Annotated in this window: 13 protein-coding genes; 6 read left to right on the top strand and 7 right to left on the bottom strand. The window is 40.8% G+C overall.

Going from position 1 to position 15,907, the window contains the following annotated elements; genetic code table 11:
- Window positions 1-5: 5 nt before the first annotated feature.
- From ACQEXT_RS10090 to rfaD, 7 genes are all read right to left on the bottom strand, one after another.
- Entirely contained in the window at window positions 6-1,043 is a 1,038-nt protein-coding gene (locus ACQEXT_RS10090) for a glycosyltransferase (protein WP_426951904.1), read from the bottom strand.
- The gene (waaA, locus tag ACQEXT_RS10085; RefSeq protein WP_426951902.1) at window positions 1,040-2,344 is read right to left on the bottom strand and encodes a lipid IV(A) 3-deoxy-D-manno-octulosonic acid transferase; all 1,305 of its coding nucleotides are present in this window, start codon (window positions 2,342-2,344) and stop codon (window positions 1,040-1,042) included. The genes ACQEXT_RS10090 and waaA overlap by 4 nt, the downstream gene beginning before the upstream one ends.
- Window positions 2,322-3,110 carry a glycosyltransferase family 32 protein gene (locus ACQEXT_RS10080; RefSeq protein WP_426951900.1) on the bottom strand — a complete coding sequence of 263 codons (789 nt, stop codon included), beginning with the start codon at window positions 3,108-3,110 and terminating at the stop codon, window positions 2,322-2,324. The genes waaA and ACQEXT_RS10080 overlap by 23 nt, the downstream gene beginning before the upstream one ends.
- Window position 3,111: 1 nt before the next feature.
- Window positions 3,112-4,137: a lipopolysaccharide heptosyltransferase II gene (gene waaF, locus ACQEXT_RS10075; RefSeq protein WP_426951899.1), complete on the bottom strand. Its 1,026-nt coding sequence runs from the start codon at window positions 4,135-4,137 to the stop codon at window positions 3,112-3,114.
- On the bottom strand, window positions 4,134-5,327 hold the full coding sequence (locus tag ACQEXT_RS10070) for an O-antigen ligase family protein (RefSeq protein WP_426951897.1): 1,194 nt from the start codon (window positions 5,325-5,327) through the stop codon (window positions 4,134-4,136). The genes waaF and ACQEXT_RS10070 overlap by 4 nt, the downstream gene beginning before the upstream one ends.
- Window positions 5,324-7,105, bottom strand: coding sequence for a polysaccharide deacetylase family protein (locus ACQEXT_RS10065; protein WP_426951896.1), 1,782 nt, complete (start codon window positions 7,103-7,105; stop codon window positions 5,324-5,326). The genes ACQEXT_RS10070 and ACQEXT_RS10065 overlap by 4 nt, the downstream gene beginning before the upstream one ends.
- 93 nt (window positions 7,106-7,198) lie before the next feature.
- Window positions 7,199-8,140: an ADP-glyceromanno-heptose 6-epimerase gene (gene rfaD, locus ACQEXT_RS10060; protein ID WP_426951895.1), complete on the bottom strand. Its 942-nt coding sequence runs from the start codon at window positions 8,138-8,140 to the stop codon at window positions 7,199-7,201.
- A 262-nt stretch (window positions 8,141-8,402) separates the two neighbouring features.
- Between rfaD and cysD the strand changes: the two genes are divergently transcribed.
- From cysD to ACQEXT_RS10030, 6 genes are read left to right on the top strand one after another with little or no spacing between them, the layout of a single operon-like run.
- The gene (cysD, locus tag ACQEXT_RS10055; RefSeq protein WP_426951893.1) at window positions 8,403-9,317 is read left to right on the top strand and encodes a sulfate adenylyltransferase subunit CysD; all 915 of its coding nucleotides are present in this window, start codon (window positions 8,403-8,405) and stop codon (window positions 9,315-9,317) included.
- Window positions 9,318-9,351: 34 nt separating this feature from the next.
- Window positions 9,352-11,067 carry an SLC13 family permease gene (locus ACQEXT_RS10050; protein ID WP_426951891.1) on the top strand — a complete coding sequence of 572 codons (1,716 nt, stop codon included), beginning with the start codon at window positions 9,352-9,354 and terminating at the stop codon, window positions 11,065-11,067.
- Window positions 11,068-11,070: 3 nt separating this feature from the next.
- On the top strand, window positions 11,071-11,700 hold the full coding sequence (gene cysC, locus ACQEXT_RS10045) for an adenylyl-sulfate kinase (protein ID WP_426951932.1): 630 nt from the start codon (window positions 11,071-11,073) through the stop codon (window positions 11,698-11,700).
- A 1-nt stretch (window position 11,701) separates the two neighbouring features.
- Complete coding sequence (locus tag ACQEXT_RS10040; protein WP_426951889.1) at window positions 11,702-12,667, top strand: DHH family phosphoesterase; 966 nt, start codon at window positions 11,702-11,704, stop codon at window positions 12,665-12,667.
- A gap of 9 nt (window positions 12,668-12,676) precedes the next feature.
- Window positions 12,677-14,089: a sulfate adenylyltransferase subunit CysN gene (gene cysN, locus ACQEXT_RS10035; protein ID WP_426951888.1), complete on the top strand. Its 1,413-nt coding sequence runs from the start codon at window positions 12,677-12,679 to the stop codon at window positions 14,087-14,089.
- Window positions 14,086-15,867, top strand: coding sequence for an ABC transporter ATP-binding protein (locus ACQEXT_RS10030; RefSeq protein ID WP_426951887.1), 1,782 nt, complete (start codon window positions 14,086-14,088; stop codon window positions 15,865-15,867). The genes cysN and ACQEXT_RS10030 overlap by 4 nt, the downstream gene beginning before the upstream one ends.
- The last annotated feature ends 40 nt before the right edge of the window (window positions 15,868-15,907 follow it).

Here is a 15,907-nt window from a genome sequence, read left to right as displayed (position 1 = left end):
ACTAGTTAGAGTTTCTCAAATTGTATGAGAGCGCTCTCTGGTAAGAACTTTTCATACTGAGAGCGCTCAATTTTTGGTTGGTGCACACTAAGCTTTCTTAGGCAGTCAGAGAACCCCTTAGTGTCTCCTAATTTAACTAAATACTCTTCTAGTCCCGCATAGCCCAGAATTTCACTTGGCCCAGATGGGCAGTCCATTGCTGATATCGCTGTACCTAACATCAGAGCTTCCACTAACACTAGTGGGGCGCCTTCATTTTTAGATGTCAGAAGAAGAGCTTTAGCATGCTTTATATAAGGATACGGATTTTTCTGAAATCCTAGAAAGTGTACTTGGTTTGAGATACCTAACTCACCGGCTAGTCGCTTTAGGCTGTTCTCTTCGGAGCCCTTACCTAACAATAGTAAGTCGTCAGAGCAGCCACTTTGGGCAAAAGATTCCAACAACTGCTTATGTCCTTTTCTTTCCTCTAACGCTGCTACGCATACGAAAAACTCTTTCGGATGAGGTGCAGTCAGCTCTTCAGCCCTAGTACGAATACTATCAAAATCAATAGGGTTCCAAAAAACCTGACTAGTCGCAGGCCTAATATCTAAATCCAGCAAGCTTTTTTCAACCCCCTTTGACACCGAGATGATATTCCTATCGTTGTAGCGTTCCTTAAGCTTTTGCAGGTGCTTCTGTTTAGTACGCTCATAGTTTGCATGTAGCCAGAAGTATTGATTTGGGTGATTGACCAAGGAGGTCACATTTTCGCTTGAACAACAAATCAAAGTATCAATGTTTAATTGATCTAACTTTCTCTGTACTGTCTTTGCTTGATACAGGCGGACAAGTTTTGTGCGGATAGCTTTGGTAAAAGGAGTAATAACATTGAGAATTTCTAGCTCGATATTATCCGGAACTTCATGTTCAATTTTATCGCGGAGCAACCAAACCCTGACGTGGTGTCCTCTGGATGCTAATCCGCTAGCCACTGTAAGCAGTACTTTTTCTGCTCCGCCACCATATAAATCATCAATAATAAAAAGAAAGTTCTTCATAGATTTATTTGACTCCGAAGAAGGTTAACAGCTTTGGCAGTTGAACCTTGATTTGATTTGAAAACATCATTGGCGTTTTTGCCAATGGTTAATCTTTGCGTTTCGTCCCCCAGAAGAGAATCGACATGTTTGCAAATATCCTCTGCCCCGTTAGCAATGAACAGCCCATTCTTTTCCGCTAAATTATCGGTTATTTCCTTAAAGTTAAAATAACTCGGACCAGTTATCGTTGGAATACTTAGTGCAGCTGGCTCTAATACGTTATGCCCCCCAACTGCATCACCCAGTAGGCTTCCTCCCATAAAGCAGATATCAGACATAGCTAAGTACATCTGCATTTCTCCCATAGAGTCACCAATCAAAACATTCGGTCGTTCATAAGAGATGGTGCTGCCGAGTTGACTCCGCTTAATAGATCGTAATCCTTCTTTTAGGCACATTTTATATACGTCCTCGAAACGTTCTGGATGGCGAGGGACGATAATAAGTAGCAGGTCTGGGTACTTAGCGAGAAGAGACTGGTGAATTTTCAATACAATGGAATCTTCTCCTTCATGTGTACTTGAAGCGATCCAGCAGTACTTGTTGGTATGAAGGGTTTGTCGAATACGTGCTGCTTCGTTGATTTGTTGTTTCGAAACTTGGAAGTCGTACTTTATAGAACCAGTAGTGTGTAGTGATTGTGCGCTAATACCTAGTCTGGCAAATCGTTCTTTATCTTGATTATTTTGACAGAGAATGAGGGAAACTCCGGACATAACCTTGCTAAACGTCGTTTGAAACTTTGCATAGCTTTTATATGATTTCTCGGATAAGCGGGCATTTAAAATGGCCACATTCACTCTCATTTTTCTTGCCGTCATTAAAGTATTTGGCCACAGTTCTGTTTCCATAATGATTAAATGAGCAGGGTTATGGCGTTTAATGAACTTTCTTATTGCCCATTTGAAATCAAATGGCATGTATTGATGCACCACATCAATACCGAGGTTTTCTACTCTCTCTGCTCCGGTCGTCGTCGTCGTCGTGACGATAAATGGAGTTTTTGGATACTGCAGTCTAAGCTCTTTTATTACCTGTGAGGCAGCAATCACCTCTCCGACAGACACGGTATGGATCCAAATAGACGGCTGGTCATTTTTTGGAGTGCTTGCTACTCCCAAATACTCTTTCCATCGTTTGCCTATATAGGGCTTGTTGTTACGTTTTCTTGTGAGAAAGAAGAGAGCTACTGGTGCCACTAAGTAGAGGGCTAGAGAATATATAAAGAGTATTGCTCTAGTCATGGTCTTTTTTAACAAGATCTCTAGTATCCATATGCACCCATTTACCTCGAGGCTTATCTAGGTACTGGAAATACTCATTAGTAAAGGTGCCTTGAATACATACATACTTACGATCCTTAGCATTAATAGCTTTACCCTCAAGTACCTTGTTAAGAACTGTAGGCCCAGTTGAGTGGTAGACCCCCATCTCTGGGTCATAGTTCTCAACATTGTGAACAATCAGATCTAAGCACTCTTTTAGGTAGTGGTTACCTGGATTTGAAGCGATGAAATAGTTGGTGATTTCTGTGTTATTGCTTACACGGATATACAGAGACTCTTCATTGTTGATTAGAGTATCTAAGTTCCATACTAAGGTAGCATCAATATCCATATATATACCGCCTTCTTGATATAGAACAAACAGTCGCCAGAGATCCGCTTGAGCTGCACCATCAGTTAATCGGCAGTATGTCTTGTACCATTCTTCAGGCGCATTCTCTTTTAAGTACTCTTTGCGTGCCTCCGTGCTTACATAGCGATAATCATAACTAAGGCTGCATAAGCGGTTAAACAAGTAGTTAAGGTACACTGGTAACGCACACTTGTTAGAGTAGTTCGTTTGCCAGATTACTCGTGGTACTTTGGATACCGTCGACGGTTTTACTTTTGCAGCAGAGTATTCTGGAATGACAAACCGTTTGTCTTTGAAAACAAAGTGGAATGGATAAGAGAGTGTCTTAAAGATATTACCGGTAAGTCGTATTAGTCGGTTGCTTACAACCAGGCCAAAGTTATTCATATCAGTCTAATGATTCTAGTGCTTGTATTACGTTTACGGGAGACAGCTTAGTCAAACATTCTAAATGCCCTAAGGGACATTCGCGCTTGAAACATGGGCGGCATGAAATATCGGTGTTTAGTATATCCAATTTTTCGGTTAAAGGTGGGGTATAACTCGGGGAACTCGAACCATAAATTGCAATAACGTGAGATCCTACAGACGCAGAAACATGCATAAGCCCAGAATCGTTGGTTACCACTGCCTTACACAGTGCCAGCAGATCGACAGCTTCAACTAGAGAGGTCTCCCCAGCGAGGTCGAAACAAAACTCCTGAAGCGCAGTAGGTAATGCATTTCTGATTGACTGAGTGACGGCTCTGTCTTTTGCCGAACCGAATGTCCAAACCTGACCGCCATTATCAATTATATGTTTAGCGACTTCCGTATAATGTTTGTCTGGCCAACGTTTGGCTGGACCAAACTCTGCACCAGGACATAAACCAAATATTGGGCGTACGGAATTAAGTTGTAGCCTCTCTCTCGCGATTTTTTGACTCTTAGAATCAACCGAAAGCTCAGGCGCAGGACAATTATCTAACGTAACAACAGATTCCATCGAGCGTTTATCAAATGCCAAGGCAACATAGCGCTCAACCATGAACTGAAAGACTTTCTTGTTTGGGCGAAGGTCATTAAGTAATCCGTAACGAAACTCACCTTTCCAGCCTGTGCGATTTGGAATTTTAGCGAACAGAGGTATTAGAGCTGATTTTGCTGAGTTTGGTAGCACATATGCATGTGTGTACATTTCAGAACGTAGAGACTTACCAATTCTATATCTACTTTTCAGATCAAATGTACCATGTCCTAAAGGCATCTCAATCGTTTGGTCGACCTCAGGCATGCGAGAGAGGATAGGTTTGCACCAAGCAGGAGCCACAACATGGAGCTCTGAATTTGGATTTTTCTGTTTTATCGTTTTATAGAGGCTTTGAGACATTACCATGTCTCCCACCCATGATGGGCCTATGATTAATATCTTCATGCTTTTTGTTCCACCAATATAACGCTAGCTAGCATCGACATGAGAAATGCTTGATAAGCGGCAATTTGTGTTAATGGCAGCTCTGTTAAACCACAAATGGAGATGACACAACTTAACATAATTATAAGCTTACTATCGTCAAAGCCATACTGCTTTACTTGAACCCATAAAGGGAAAAATAAGAGGAATAGGGTTGAAATTAGTCCCAATATTCCGCTTCTTAGCCAAGAATTAATGTATTGGTTGTGTGAATTGCTACTGTAAAAATAAGTTGTCTTGGTTATTTTCTGCTCTTTGTATTGTTCTTCAAAATATGAAAATATTTCCTCTTCTTTTGCGGGAAAAATGAAGTGTTTTTTTTCTAACAATTGAAAGCTGGTTTTCCAAAGTTCCAATCGGACTCCTATGGAACTACTATAGTCTCCACTCTCAATACTAGCGATTTCATTTTTTGTTTTTTCAATGCGTTCAGATGTAATGTTGTAAAAGAAGCTAAACGAGATTGCCAAGCTAATAAAAGCTAATATTAGCTTGATAACTAGACTGTATTTTCTGATGGTACTCTTTATAAATGGATACCCTACAATAACTAACAGACTTAATGTGGCTAGCCATACTCCCCTAGTTTCATTTTTCAAAATAGGAAAGACAATAAGGAACAATCCAGAGGTCATATAGATTGTGAATAATTTTTCTTTTCTAAACTCAAAAATAGCGTAGATTGTTAACGATAAATACAATGCCATTACTGTACCTAAAGGAATAGGGTTTAGACCTGAACTATCCAAAAATCTAGAGTCACCATTCATAAAGTATAGGCAACATAGCGCACCAGATGTTATAGGTAGAATTAATAATACTCTTTGTAAGCTTTTTGCTTTGAGTGGAGTGGTCAAGGCAAATGGAACAAAGTACAAAGTACTACGAATTACAGGCCAGAATTGTTCCGTATACAAGTAATTTATAAGTAAAACAAATGCGTAGAGCGCAACAGACCCTATTACTGACTTTCTGGCTAGTTTTAGGCTTTTATTTCTTTGCTTTGATACAAGGTTAAATACAGTTGCAAAAACCAAGAAGTAAGCCAAGTAGGTCTGTCCGTTACTAATTAATAAGTAACCTGATAGTAGCCATAAAAAAGGGAGGGTATTAACAATCTGAGCTATCTGATTGATATTAATTTTCTTCATAGATTTTTGGTTAATATTTGCTTCTTGAAATTATAGTTACCGCGCACTTTGCGCCACAACCCGAATACGGTTGTTTTAGGAAAAACAGCAATACGGCGGATTTGGTATAGGTCTTGGTGAAAAGAGAGAGGGCCGCTATTTGTCGCAACCGCGAAATCAAACCCGAGCTCTCTGGCAATTTCCTTTGAGTTTTCGTCTAAATCGCCATACGGATACGCAAATGAAGTTAGCGGTTTGCCAGTGATTGACTCTAGCTCGAGCTTGTTCTGCTCCATTTCTTGCTTTTGTTCTTCATATGAAAGTTTGCTCAAGAATGGATGTGTAAGTGTATGCCCGCCAATCTCTATGTAGCCAGACTCAGCCATCGCTTTAATCTGCTCGTTAGTCATAAGGGGGAAGGGCTTATCTGGGTTCTCGCTTGCCTCAACATCCCAGCGGTTATAAGTTTCGCCAGTAACGACATAGACAACGGCTTTGAAGCCATACTTTTTCAAAAGAGGTAACATAAGTTCATAGTTGTCGACGAAGCCATCATCCACCGTTAGCATAAAGTAACGCTTATTTGGGTTTAGTCTTTCGATAGTCCCTTTATTTGCGAAATCTTCAAAAGTAAGACTCTCAAAGCCCAAGCGTTTTAGCAGATGAAGATGTTTTTCAAACAACTTAATATCGATGTATGGACCGCGAGTACCTTTTTTCGATTCGTTGTCGATAAATCGGTGATACATCAAGATAGGCATCTCTTTCTGCAGTTTGCTGATCACCACATCTTGATAAATTGACTCAACTTGGGAGACGATATTTTCGAGGTCGTAGTTATTACGTATGGCTTCTGTGACTGCTGGAGCACACGACGGCTGATTGAGACCTTTTTCTACTTCTTGAGCAATAGAGCTAAAATCGATGTCGAGTATATTGGGGCCGATATCACCAAAGTTTGTCGCCATCGCGTGAGACAGATTATGCTCATCGACTATGCCGATTGAAATCGCCTCGCCAATCGCGAGTGTCGGACGACCACACAATAAAGATTCCATGGCGACTCGACCCGCACCAATTACCAGATCTGATTGTCGTAGTACTTGAGCAACATCGTTGGTATAGCCTGGGAATGACGCTTTGTTTGCGAACTTCTCAAATCTAGTTTCCATGGCTGACCCGGTCAGTACTCGAACATCGTATTGTTCAAGGTCTAAACATTCATCTAGTAACCTAAAGCACAGATCTCCCTTAGGGCCAGTCAAACGACCGACAATCGTGATGATAGGTTTAGTGTTATTCGGAGGCTCAGTAGGCGAAAATGCTCGAGTTTCTATGCCATTTCGGCTTACTGTTAACTGAGATGCGGGCACATCCAGTTCTTCAATTAGTTGCTGCTCAATCGCTTCACACACCGGAATCGCTTTATCACCCATGGCATGAAATGCTTTACGTGAACGGTGCACTGGTTGACGGCCGTGCACTGTTGTAACCATGGGAGTACCAGTGATTTTGCATGCTACGTGGCAGCTCCAGCTGGATGCGCGCGAGTGAGCGTGAACCAGTTGAATATTGTGCTTTTTGATAAGGTAGACAAGATAAGCGACATGCCAAAAACGGCGAGGGATGCTGCGCTTATTGAAGCGAAGCTTAAAGAACTGACCTAAGAATGGTTTAGTCAGTGTGTCGGACACATAATGAATAGTATGACCGCGTTTGGTTAGCTGATTACCAACAGTTGTCGCATACACTTCTGCTCCAGTTACTTCCAACTGGGACAGTGCCATTAAAATATTCATCAGTTAACCCACGAGACTTTTATAAACGCTGTATTCTAATCTGCAAATATCCAGAGTTCAAAGCAGGAACTCTGGATATTTGAAGTCGTGGAGCTACTTATTGATAGTCGACATATACTCAGCAACACCTTCTGCAACAGTTTTAAACTGATGGTTGCAGCCCGCTGCACGCAGGTTAGTTAAATCCGCTTGAGTGTACTCTTGGTAGGCACCTTTCAAGTGCTCAGGGAACGGGATAGTTTCTACTGCGCCTTGGCCGTGGTACTTGATTACCGCTTTGGCGACTTCTTCAAAAGATTCAGCGTTACCAGAACCTAGGTTGAAAATACCTGATACACCACTTTGCATAAACCAAAGGTTAACGGCTGCCACATCGCCAACATAGACGAAATCTCGTTTGAACGTTTCGCTACCTGCAAACAGCTTCGGGTTTTCTCCCGCATTCATTTGGTTATTTAAGTGGAATGCTACTGAAGCCATAGAGCCTTTGTGTTGTTCACGAGGGCCATAAACATTGAAATAACGGAATCCTGTTACTTGAGACAGCTTCTCGCCATGTTCTTCAGCGTCTTGCCAGATACGACGAACGTAGTTATCGAACTGTTGCTTTGAGTAACCATAAACGTTTAATGCGCCTTCGTACTGTTTCTCTTCGATGAAGGTATCTGTCTCACCGTAAGTTGCAGCAGAAGAGGCGTAAAGGAAAGGAATCTCACGCTCAAGGCAGTAATGAAGTAACTCTTTTGAGTACTCATAGTTGTTGAGCATCATGTACTTACCATCCCACTCAGTCGTCGCAGAGCATGCGCCCTCGTGGAAAATGGCTTCGATGGGACCAAAGTCATCACCAGCCATGATTTGAGTTAGGAAATCATCACGATCCATGTAATCAGCGATATCAAGGTCGACTATGTTTTGAAACTTCTTACCGTTTTTAAGGTTATCGACAACTAAGATGTCATTAATGCCTTGCTCGTTAAGTGCTTTGATGATGTTGCTGCCAATCATGCCAGCGCCGCCAGTTACGATGATCATAAATAAATCCTAGTAAGTAATTAAACTGATGCAAGTATATCATGCAATAGTTGCTAGGCGTATAGGTCATGTGTGAGTCACTTACTTACCAAACGATGACTTATGTCTAACTCCTGGTGTGTAGAGCCTGTCGATTCTATACCTTTGATGTAGTAGTATTGCGTCAGCTAATTTAAAGAGCCCGCTGTGTAGCAAGTATGCCTGCTATCTACTTTGAACTACAAAAAGCGCTGGGGCTGGCGAGTAAGGAAGAAAGAGTATTATGACTATCACGCAAGAGCGTATGACCCATCTTAAGCAGCTAGAAGCTGAGTCTATTCATATTATGCGCGAAGTTGCGGCTGAGTTTGATAACCCAGTGATGCTTTACTCTGTCGGTAAAGACTCTTCGGTTATGTTACACCTTGCAAAGAAAGCTTTCGCACCAGGCGTTCCTCCCTTCCCGTTAATGCATGTTGATACGACATGGAAGTTTAAGGAAATGATTCAGTTCCGTGATTACATGGCTGAGAAGCTTGGTATGAAACTCATTGTTCACCAAAACCCTGAAGGTTTAGCGATGAACATTAGCCCGTTTGTACACGGTAGCTCAAAGCATACCGATATTATGAAGACTCAAGGCCTAAAGCAGGCTTTAGATAAGCATGGGTTTGACGCGGCATTTGGTGGTGCACGTCGTGATGAAGAAAAGTCTCGTGCAAAAGAGCGTGTTTACTCTTTTCGTGATGAACACCATCGTTGGGATCCAAAGAGCCAACGCCCAGAACTTTGGAATATTTATAACGGTAAAGTAAACCAAGGTGAGAGCATTCGAGTCTTCCCTCTATCTAACTGGACGGAGCTTGATATCTGGCAGTACATCTACCTAGAGAATATTGAGATTCCAAGCCTTTACCTAGCGGAGAAGCGTCCCGTGGTTGAGCGTGATGGGATGCTTATTATGGTTGATGATGAGCGAATGGAGCTTAAAGAGGGTGAAGTGGTTGAAGAGAAAATGGTTCGTTTCCGCACGCTTGGTTGCTACCCGCTGACTGGTGCGGTGGAATCAGAAGCAACAACGTTGCCTGAAATTATCCAAGAGATGTTGCTAACCACGACTTCAGAACGTCAAGGCCGTGCAATTGACCATGATAGCTCTGGTTCTATGGAGAAGAAAAAGCGTGAAGGCTACTTCTAAGTGGTTTTGTCTTGTTCTTTAGTGATATAGCTCTGTGTTAGTTACAGCACTTACTATTATAGGATTACTTCTCTGCCTGATATTCACTCAATATCGGGCAGTGTCGCTTTTTGTTGCTGCAACAATAATACTGTATATGTTTGGTCAAGTAGAACAAAATGAACTACTTTCCAATGTGACTAATAGTGCTGTTTTGACTTTAGTTGGTTTGATGATCGCGTCACTGGCATTAGAAAAAAGCCATTTGTTGACTTGGCTATCGAGCAAAATTTTCCATACGAGTTACCCCAAAACCTTATTTAATTTGGCTGTGTCCACGGCTTTCAGTTCCGCTTTCCTTAATAATACCGCTGTTGTCGCGACATTAATGGGGGGAGTGAAAAGAAATCAAGAGCATGTGCCGAACCGCTTGTTGATTCCATTATCCTACTTCGCCATATTAGGTGGGACCATTACTTTAATTGGTACTGCAACTAACTTGGTGGTTAATGCGCTACTCGTCGATATGGGACTACCCGAGCTAGTTTTTTTTGATTTTGCACCTGTCGGTTTAATTCTTTTAGTGAGTGTTGGTAGTGTGATCGCATTGAGTTGTCGTCACCTCAAGCGTGATACCGCAAGATCCGAGCCTAATCATGGTTATTTCATTGATGCAGAGGTGAACGATTCCAGTAAGTTAGTGGGTAGAACGGTTAAAGAGAATCAGTTGCGCTCTCTAGATGGGTTATTCTTAGCGGAAATTGTGAGAGGTAAACAGCTTATCACTCCTGTTACGCCTGAGACGATTATTGAAGCGAAAGATAAATTAGTATTTACCGGCGACGTTGAAAATATCAAACAATTAAAGCGGCTAGATGGAGTAGAGATCTTTGCTGATAATAGCCAACTACTAAGTAGTAATTTAACAGAAGTCATCGTTAGTCCAGAATCTGTATTGATCGGAAAAACGCTTAAGAGTAGTGATTTCCGTTCTCGCTTTGATGCCGCCGTGGTAGCGATTAACCGAGAAGGGCAACGCTTGTCTGGCAAATTGGGAGACCAAAAAATACAGTCAGGGGATAAGTTGGTTCTGGCGGTAGGGCAAGATTTTAATAAAAGACAGAACTTAACACGCAACTTTTTTATACTCAGTGGGATTGAGCTTAATAATACTCTGACTCCACTACAGAACTTATGCTCGATAGCTGGTTTTGTTTATGCGATTAGTATTTCTGCATTAACTGCGGTCAGTTTGCTGGAATCTATTGGAGCTTACATCGTGATAATGGTAGGCATTAAGGTTATCGATGGCACTACAATCCGCCGACGTTTTCCTTTTGAACTCTGGCTTATCTTAGTTTGCGCCCTTTCAATAGCACAAGCGTTTAGTGACTCAGGGTTAGCTGAAAGTATAACGCTGATGCTTTATCTGCTATTGGGGGAAGCATCCCCTTATATAGCTCTTGCAGTACTTTTTCTGGTAACTGTACTTATGACTGAAGTTATTACGAATACCGCAGCGGCGGCTATCATGTTGCCAATAGGTTTGTCATTAGCGAATGCATACCAAGTCAGCACAATGCCTTTTATCATGGGTGTGGCTTATGCCGCCAGCGCCTGCTTTATCAGCCCTTACGGCTACCAAACAAATTTGATGGTGATGAATGCAGGGGGGTATAGCTTTAAAGATTTTATTCGAGTGGGGTGGAAAGTCTCACTGAGCTATATCGTCGTAGCACTTATTGCTATACCACTAATATTTCCCTTTTAATGAATTATGAATCCATACAATAAAAAGCAAAATGAGTCAGTGAGTGATGATATTGTTTGGCACAATGCGACAGTATCCCCTCAAGAGCGTTCTGGATTAAAGCAACAGCAACCAGTCGTGCTGTGGTTCACTGGCTTAAGTGGTTCTGGTAAATCAACGATTGCTAATGCGGTTGAGAAAAAACTGTTGGAGTTGGGTAAGCACAGCTATCTGCTTGATGGTGATAATGTACGCCACGGATTAAACAAAGATTTGGGCTTTAGCGATGAAGATCGAGTAGAGAACATTCGTCGTATCGGTGAAGTAGCTAAGCTGTTTGTTGATTCTGGTGCAATTGTTCTGACTGCATTTATTTCTCCATTTATCTCAGATCGAACTCAAGTACGAGAGCTTTTAGACGATAAGCAGTTTTTAGAGGTGTTTATTGATACTCCGCTAGAGATATGCGAGCTGCGTGATCCGAAAGGCTTATATAAAAAAGCGCGTGCGGGTGAAATTAAACACTTTACGGGTATCGATTCCGAATATGAGGCGCCAACCTCTTCTGAGATACATGTAAGAACAGCTGGGGCGACTATTGAAGCGTGCGCACAGCAGATAATAGATACACTGACCGAAAAAGAATATATTTAGTATGCATTACGATGTTTTTAATGGTGATGCGGATGGAATTTTATCTCTCATCCAACTGCGCAAGTATGAACCCAAAAGTTCAACCCTAATTACCGGGGTTAAGCGAGACATCAAGTTACTACAAAAAGTAGCCCCTCAGGTGAACGTAAGCAGTGTTACTGCTTTAGATATTTCCATGGAAAAGAACCTCGATTCTTTGCATGAGTTATTAGACAGAGGTATCCCCGTTTTCTATTGTGATCATCATCGTACAGGTGAAGTGCCTCAAGCAGACAACTTTACTGCCTTGATCAATCTTGATGCTCAAATTTGTACAAGTTTACTGATCAATAAACATATTGGTGGACGCTACGTATATTGGGCGATTGCGGGTGCTTTTGGGGACAACCTAAACACTCAGGCAGAAAAGTTGGCTCAAGAGTGTGATTTGCAACTTGAACAGATTGAGTTTTTAAAAGAACTAGGTGTGTTAATCAATTACAATGGCTATGGAGCCACTCTGTCTGATTTGCATGTTGAACCTGCAGAACTGTTTGCTCAACTTATGCAGTATGAGTCACCGTTTGATCTGTTAGCAGACACTAACTCACCATACCATTTGCTTAAACAAAGGTATGAAAGTGATGTAAGTAATCTAGAAACGCTGGAAGCAAGCTTTACAACCTTGTCTGCAGAAGTGTATGTATTGCCTTGTGAAGCTTGGGCTAGAAGAATTAGCGGTGTATTTGGTAACCAATTGGCCAACCAATCACCGAGTAAAGCACATGCAGTGTTAACCCTGAATGCGAACGGAGAAGATTACACCGTAAGTGTAAGAGCACCTTTAGAAAATAGAACAGGTGCCGATGACGTGTGTAGTCAGTTTGCAACGGGCGGTGGTCGAAAAGCTGCAGCAGGTATTAACCAATTACCAAAGTCTGAAATAGAAAACTTCGTTCAGGCTTTAAATGAATTTTATAAGAAGTAGGAATAGGACATGTCACACTCTTCGGACCTTATTGCTAAAGATATCGAAGCATATCTAAAAGTGCATGAAAACAAGGATCTATTACGTTTTCTAACGTGTGGGAATGTGGATGATGGTAAGTCTACACTCATTGGTCGCCTACTTTATGATTCAAAGCTAATTTATGAAGACCAAATGGCGGCGATCGAGAAAGATTCCCAAAAGTTCAATACCACGGATGAAGCATTTGATTTAGCGCTACTGGTTGATGGCCTGCAATCTGAGCGTGAGCAAGGTATTACGATTGATGTTGCTTACCGTTACTTCTCTACCGATAAGCGTAAGTTTATTATTGCTGACACTCCAGGTCATGAACAATACACGCGTAATATGGTTACAGGTGCTTCGACTTGCGATTTAGCTATTGTGATGGTAGATGCTCGTCGTGGTATTCAGACGCAAACGCGTCGCCATAGCTACGTTTGTTCTCTATTAGGTATTAAGCACATTATTGTTGCTATCAACAAAATGGATTTAATGGAATATAGCCAAGAGGTATACCAGCAAATCAAAGCGGATTACCGCAAAATGGCAAAGAATTTCAATATTGATGATATCCGTTTTGTGCCAATTTCAGCGCTTAAAGGTGATAATGTAGTGACGCCAAGTGACAAAATGGATTGGTACCCGGGCGCGACATTAATGAAGTTGCTAGAAACGGTTAAAGTCGATAAAGATAAAAACCTAGAACACATGCGTTTTCCTGTGCAATATGTGAACCGACCAAACCTAGATTTTCGCGGGTTCTGCGGCACACTAGCGTCTGGACAAGTTCAGGTAGGCGATGACGTAACTGCATTGCCATCAGGTAAAACGTCTAAAGTTAAATCGGTATTCACACATGATGGTGAATTAGAAACGGCGCAGCCAGGCCAAGCAATTACTATCACTCTAGAAGATGAAATTGATATATCTCGCGGTGATATGATTGTTCATACAGGTCATGAACCTAACGTGACTAACCAGTGTGAAGCCCACCTTGTTTGGATGGGTGAACAGCCAATGCTGACGCATAAAGAATACTTGTTCAAGTTCGCAACTAAGAGCTGCTCTGGCAAGGTTGCAAACATCTACCATAAAGTGGATGTAAATACGCTTGAAAAGCATGCGGAAGAGGCTGAAAGTTTAGAGCTTAACGAGATTGCATTAACTAGCGTCAAACTTATGGATAATGTGGTGATGGATGAATACCATCAATTACCACAGACAGGCGCTTTTATAGTTATTGATCGCATTAGTAACGTAACGGTTGGTGCGGGTATGGTTCATCATGTTTACTCTGCTGAAGGTACGAACTCTCGCATTTATTCTGAAGCAGAGAAACAACTGAACGCCTATGTACGTAAATACTTTCCTGAGTGGGGATGTGAGAGGATAAAATGATAAGACAATTTAGACACTTATGGGAAGTTCTATCTTATGAGCAACGAAGAAAGCTAGGGCTATTGCAAATTATGGTAGTTGTAATTTCGTTGTTTGAGCTTGTTACTATTGGTATGATTGCTGGATTTATGGGAATTGTTTCAGACAAAAGTAAATTAGATGTTTACCTAAATAATTTGGGTATTACTCTACCAGAAAGTGCAACATTCAGTGTCGTGTTATTTTCTATATCGTGTTTGATTTTTATCTTTTTAACCGTGAGCTCTTTGCTATCTGTGCTTATGACAAAAAAAATAAATCAAATATCCTTAGGTTTTGGACATGACCTAACAGTTCGTTTGTTTGATTTTTATCAAACTCGAGACTGGATCTTCTATGTAAAGAATAACTCGAGCATTCTATCAAATCGAGTATTAATTGAAAGTAACCGACTTAAAAATGCCATACTTATGCCGGCGGTTAACATGTTGTCTCGACTGGTTTTTATTTTTTTTGTCAGTTTTGCTATATTATCATATGATATAGAAACGAGTTTACTTGTTATGCTGTTATTTGTTTCTGGTTACTTTTTTATTTCAATAATGATCAGGAAGCGGCTACAAAAAAATGGTTCTTTGATTTCAGAAGCGAACCAACAAAAAAGTAAGATAGTAAACGAGGCACTTACTAATACAAAATCTGCAATTCTTTTGGATAAAAGGAAATATTTTGTGGACTCTTTTGAAAAGCAAAGTTTTCTGCAATCACAAGCTCAGGCAAGCACTGTAACGATGGCAGGAGCTCCGAGATATATGATGGAGTGGCTAGCTTACATAGTTATGGTTCTTATCATTATGTTTAATTTAATTATTAAAGGTGATGACTTTTCAACCATGATTCCTTTGCTTACTGTTTATGGTTTGGCTGCTTTTAAATTACTACCGTCACTACAGCAGGTTTATAATAGTCTTGCTACAATCAAAGGTAACATTTCGGTGATAGACATCCTTAAATCGGAATTGTCTCTCAGTGTAATTGATAGCAAGCCAAGGGAGGATATACATCCAATACCCTTTGAAGAGTCACTTGAAATATCCCAAGGGTGTTTCTCATACGATAATAATGAACGATTGGCTTTAAACGAAATTAGCTTGAAGATTAGAAAGTATGAAAAAATTGGTTTTGTTGGTCATTCTGGTTCAGGAAAGTCAACATTAATTGATGTTCTTTGTGGTTTGTTGTCATTAAATCGAGGACAGTTTAAAGTAGATGGTAAAATTATAGAGGATCTATCTGCTTGGTATCATAATGTCTCTTATGTTCCTCAATCTGTGAACTTATTGGATGCTACGATTGCAGAAAATATTGCATTTGGTGTCGATTACGAAAAGATTGATTGGGATAAGGTTAATAAAGCTGTTGAACTTTCTTGTTTGACGGATCTCGTTGATAGCTTTTCTGAGGGTCTTAACAGCCAGCTTGGTGAAAATGGTATACAAATTTCAGGTGGTCAAAGGCAAAGAATCAGCATTGCTAGAGCATTATATGCAGAATCAGAAATTTTGATCTTCGATGAGGCAACTAGTGCACTGGATGGCATTACCGAAAACCAGATAATGGAATCTATTGAGAAATTATCAGGGAAAAAAACAATTATTATGGTCGCACATAGACTAAAAACTATTAGAAACTGCGACCGTATATATTTTATGAAACAAGGTGAGTTAGTTGATGAAGGTAGTTATCAGTATTTAGTTGATAATAATGAATGCTTTAGGGAAATGGATAAGTTTGCGTGATAGCTCACAAAAATGATTAATGTTTCTTATAGAACTAAGT

It is taken from the genome of Vibrio sp. TRT 29B02, assembly GCF_050113655.1.
Classification (GTDB): domain Bacteria; phylum Pseudomonadota; class Gammaproteobacteria; order Enterobacterales; family Vibrionaceae; genus Vibrio.
Note: the sequence above shows the minus strand (reverse complement) of the source record. Positions and strands in the feature narration are given on the sequence as shown.

What these genes read in the sequence shown, in the direction of transcription:
- ACQEXT_RS10080 (WP_426951900.1), bottom strand. Translation starts at nt 3,110, where the DNA reads ATGAATAACTTTGGCCTGGTTGTAAGCAACCGACTAATACGACTTACC.
- ACQEXT_RS10070 (WP_426951897.1), bottom strand. Translation starts at nt 5,327, where the DNA reads ATGAAGAAAATTAATATCAATCAGATAGCTCAGATTGTTAATACCCTC.
- cysN (WP_426951888.1), top strand. Translation starts at nt 12,677, where the DNA reads ATGTCACACTCTTCGGACCTTATTGCTAAAGATATCGAAGCATATCTA.
- ACQEXT_RS10040 (WP_426951889.1), top strand. Translation starts at nt 11,702, where the DNA reads ATGCATTACGATGTTTTTAATGGTGATGCGGATGGAATTTTATCTCTC.
- rfaD (WP_426951895.1), bottom strand. Translation starts at nt 8,140, where the DNA reads ATGATCATCGTAACTGGCGGCGCTGGCATGATTGGCAGCAACATCATC.
- ACQEXT_RS10090 (WP_426951904.1), bottom strand. Translation starts at nt 1,043, where the DNA reads ATGAAGAACTTTCTTTTTATTATTGATGATTTATATGGTGGCGGAGCA.
- ACQEXT_RS10030 (WP_426951887.1), top strand. Translation starts at nt 14,086, where the DNA reads ATGATAAGACAATTTAGACACTTATGGGAAGTTCTATCTTATGAGCAA.
- cysD (WP_426951893.1), top strand. Translation starts at nt 8,403, where the DNA reads ATGACTATCACGCAAGAGCGTATGACCCATCTTAAGCAGCTAGAAGCT.
- ACQEXT_RS10065 (WP_426951896.1), bottom strand. Translation starts at nt 7,105, where the DNA reads ATGAATATTTTAATGGCACTGTCCCAGTTGGAAGTAACTGGAGCAGAA.
- waaF (WP_426951899.1), bottom strand. Translation starts at nt 4,137, where the DNA reads ATGAAGATATTAATCATAGGCCCATCATGGGTGGGAGACATGGTAATG.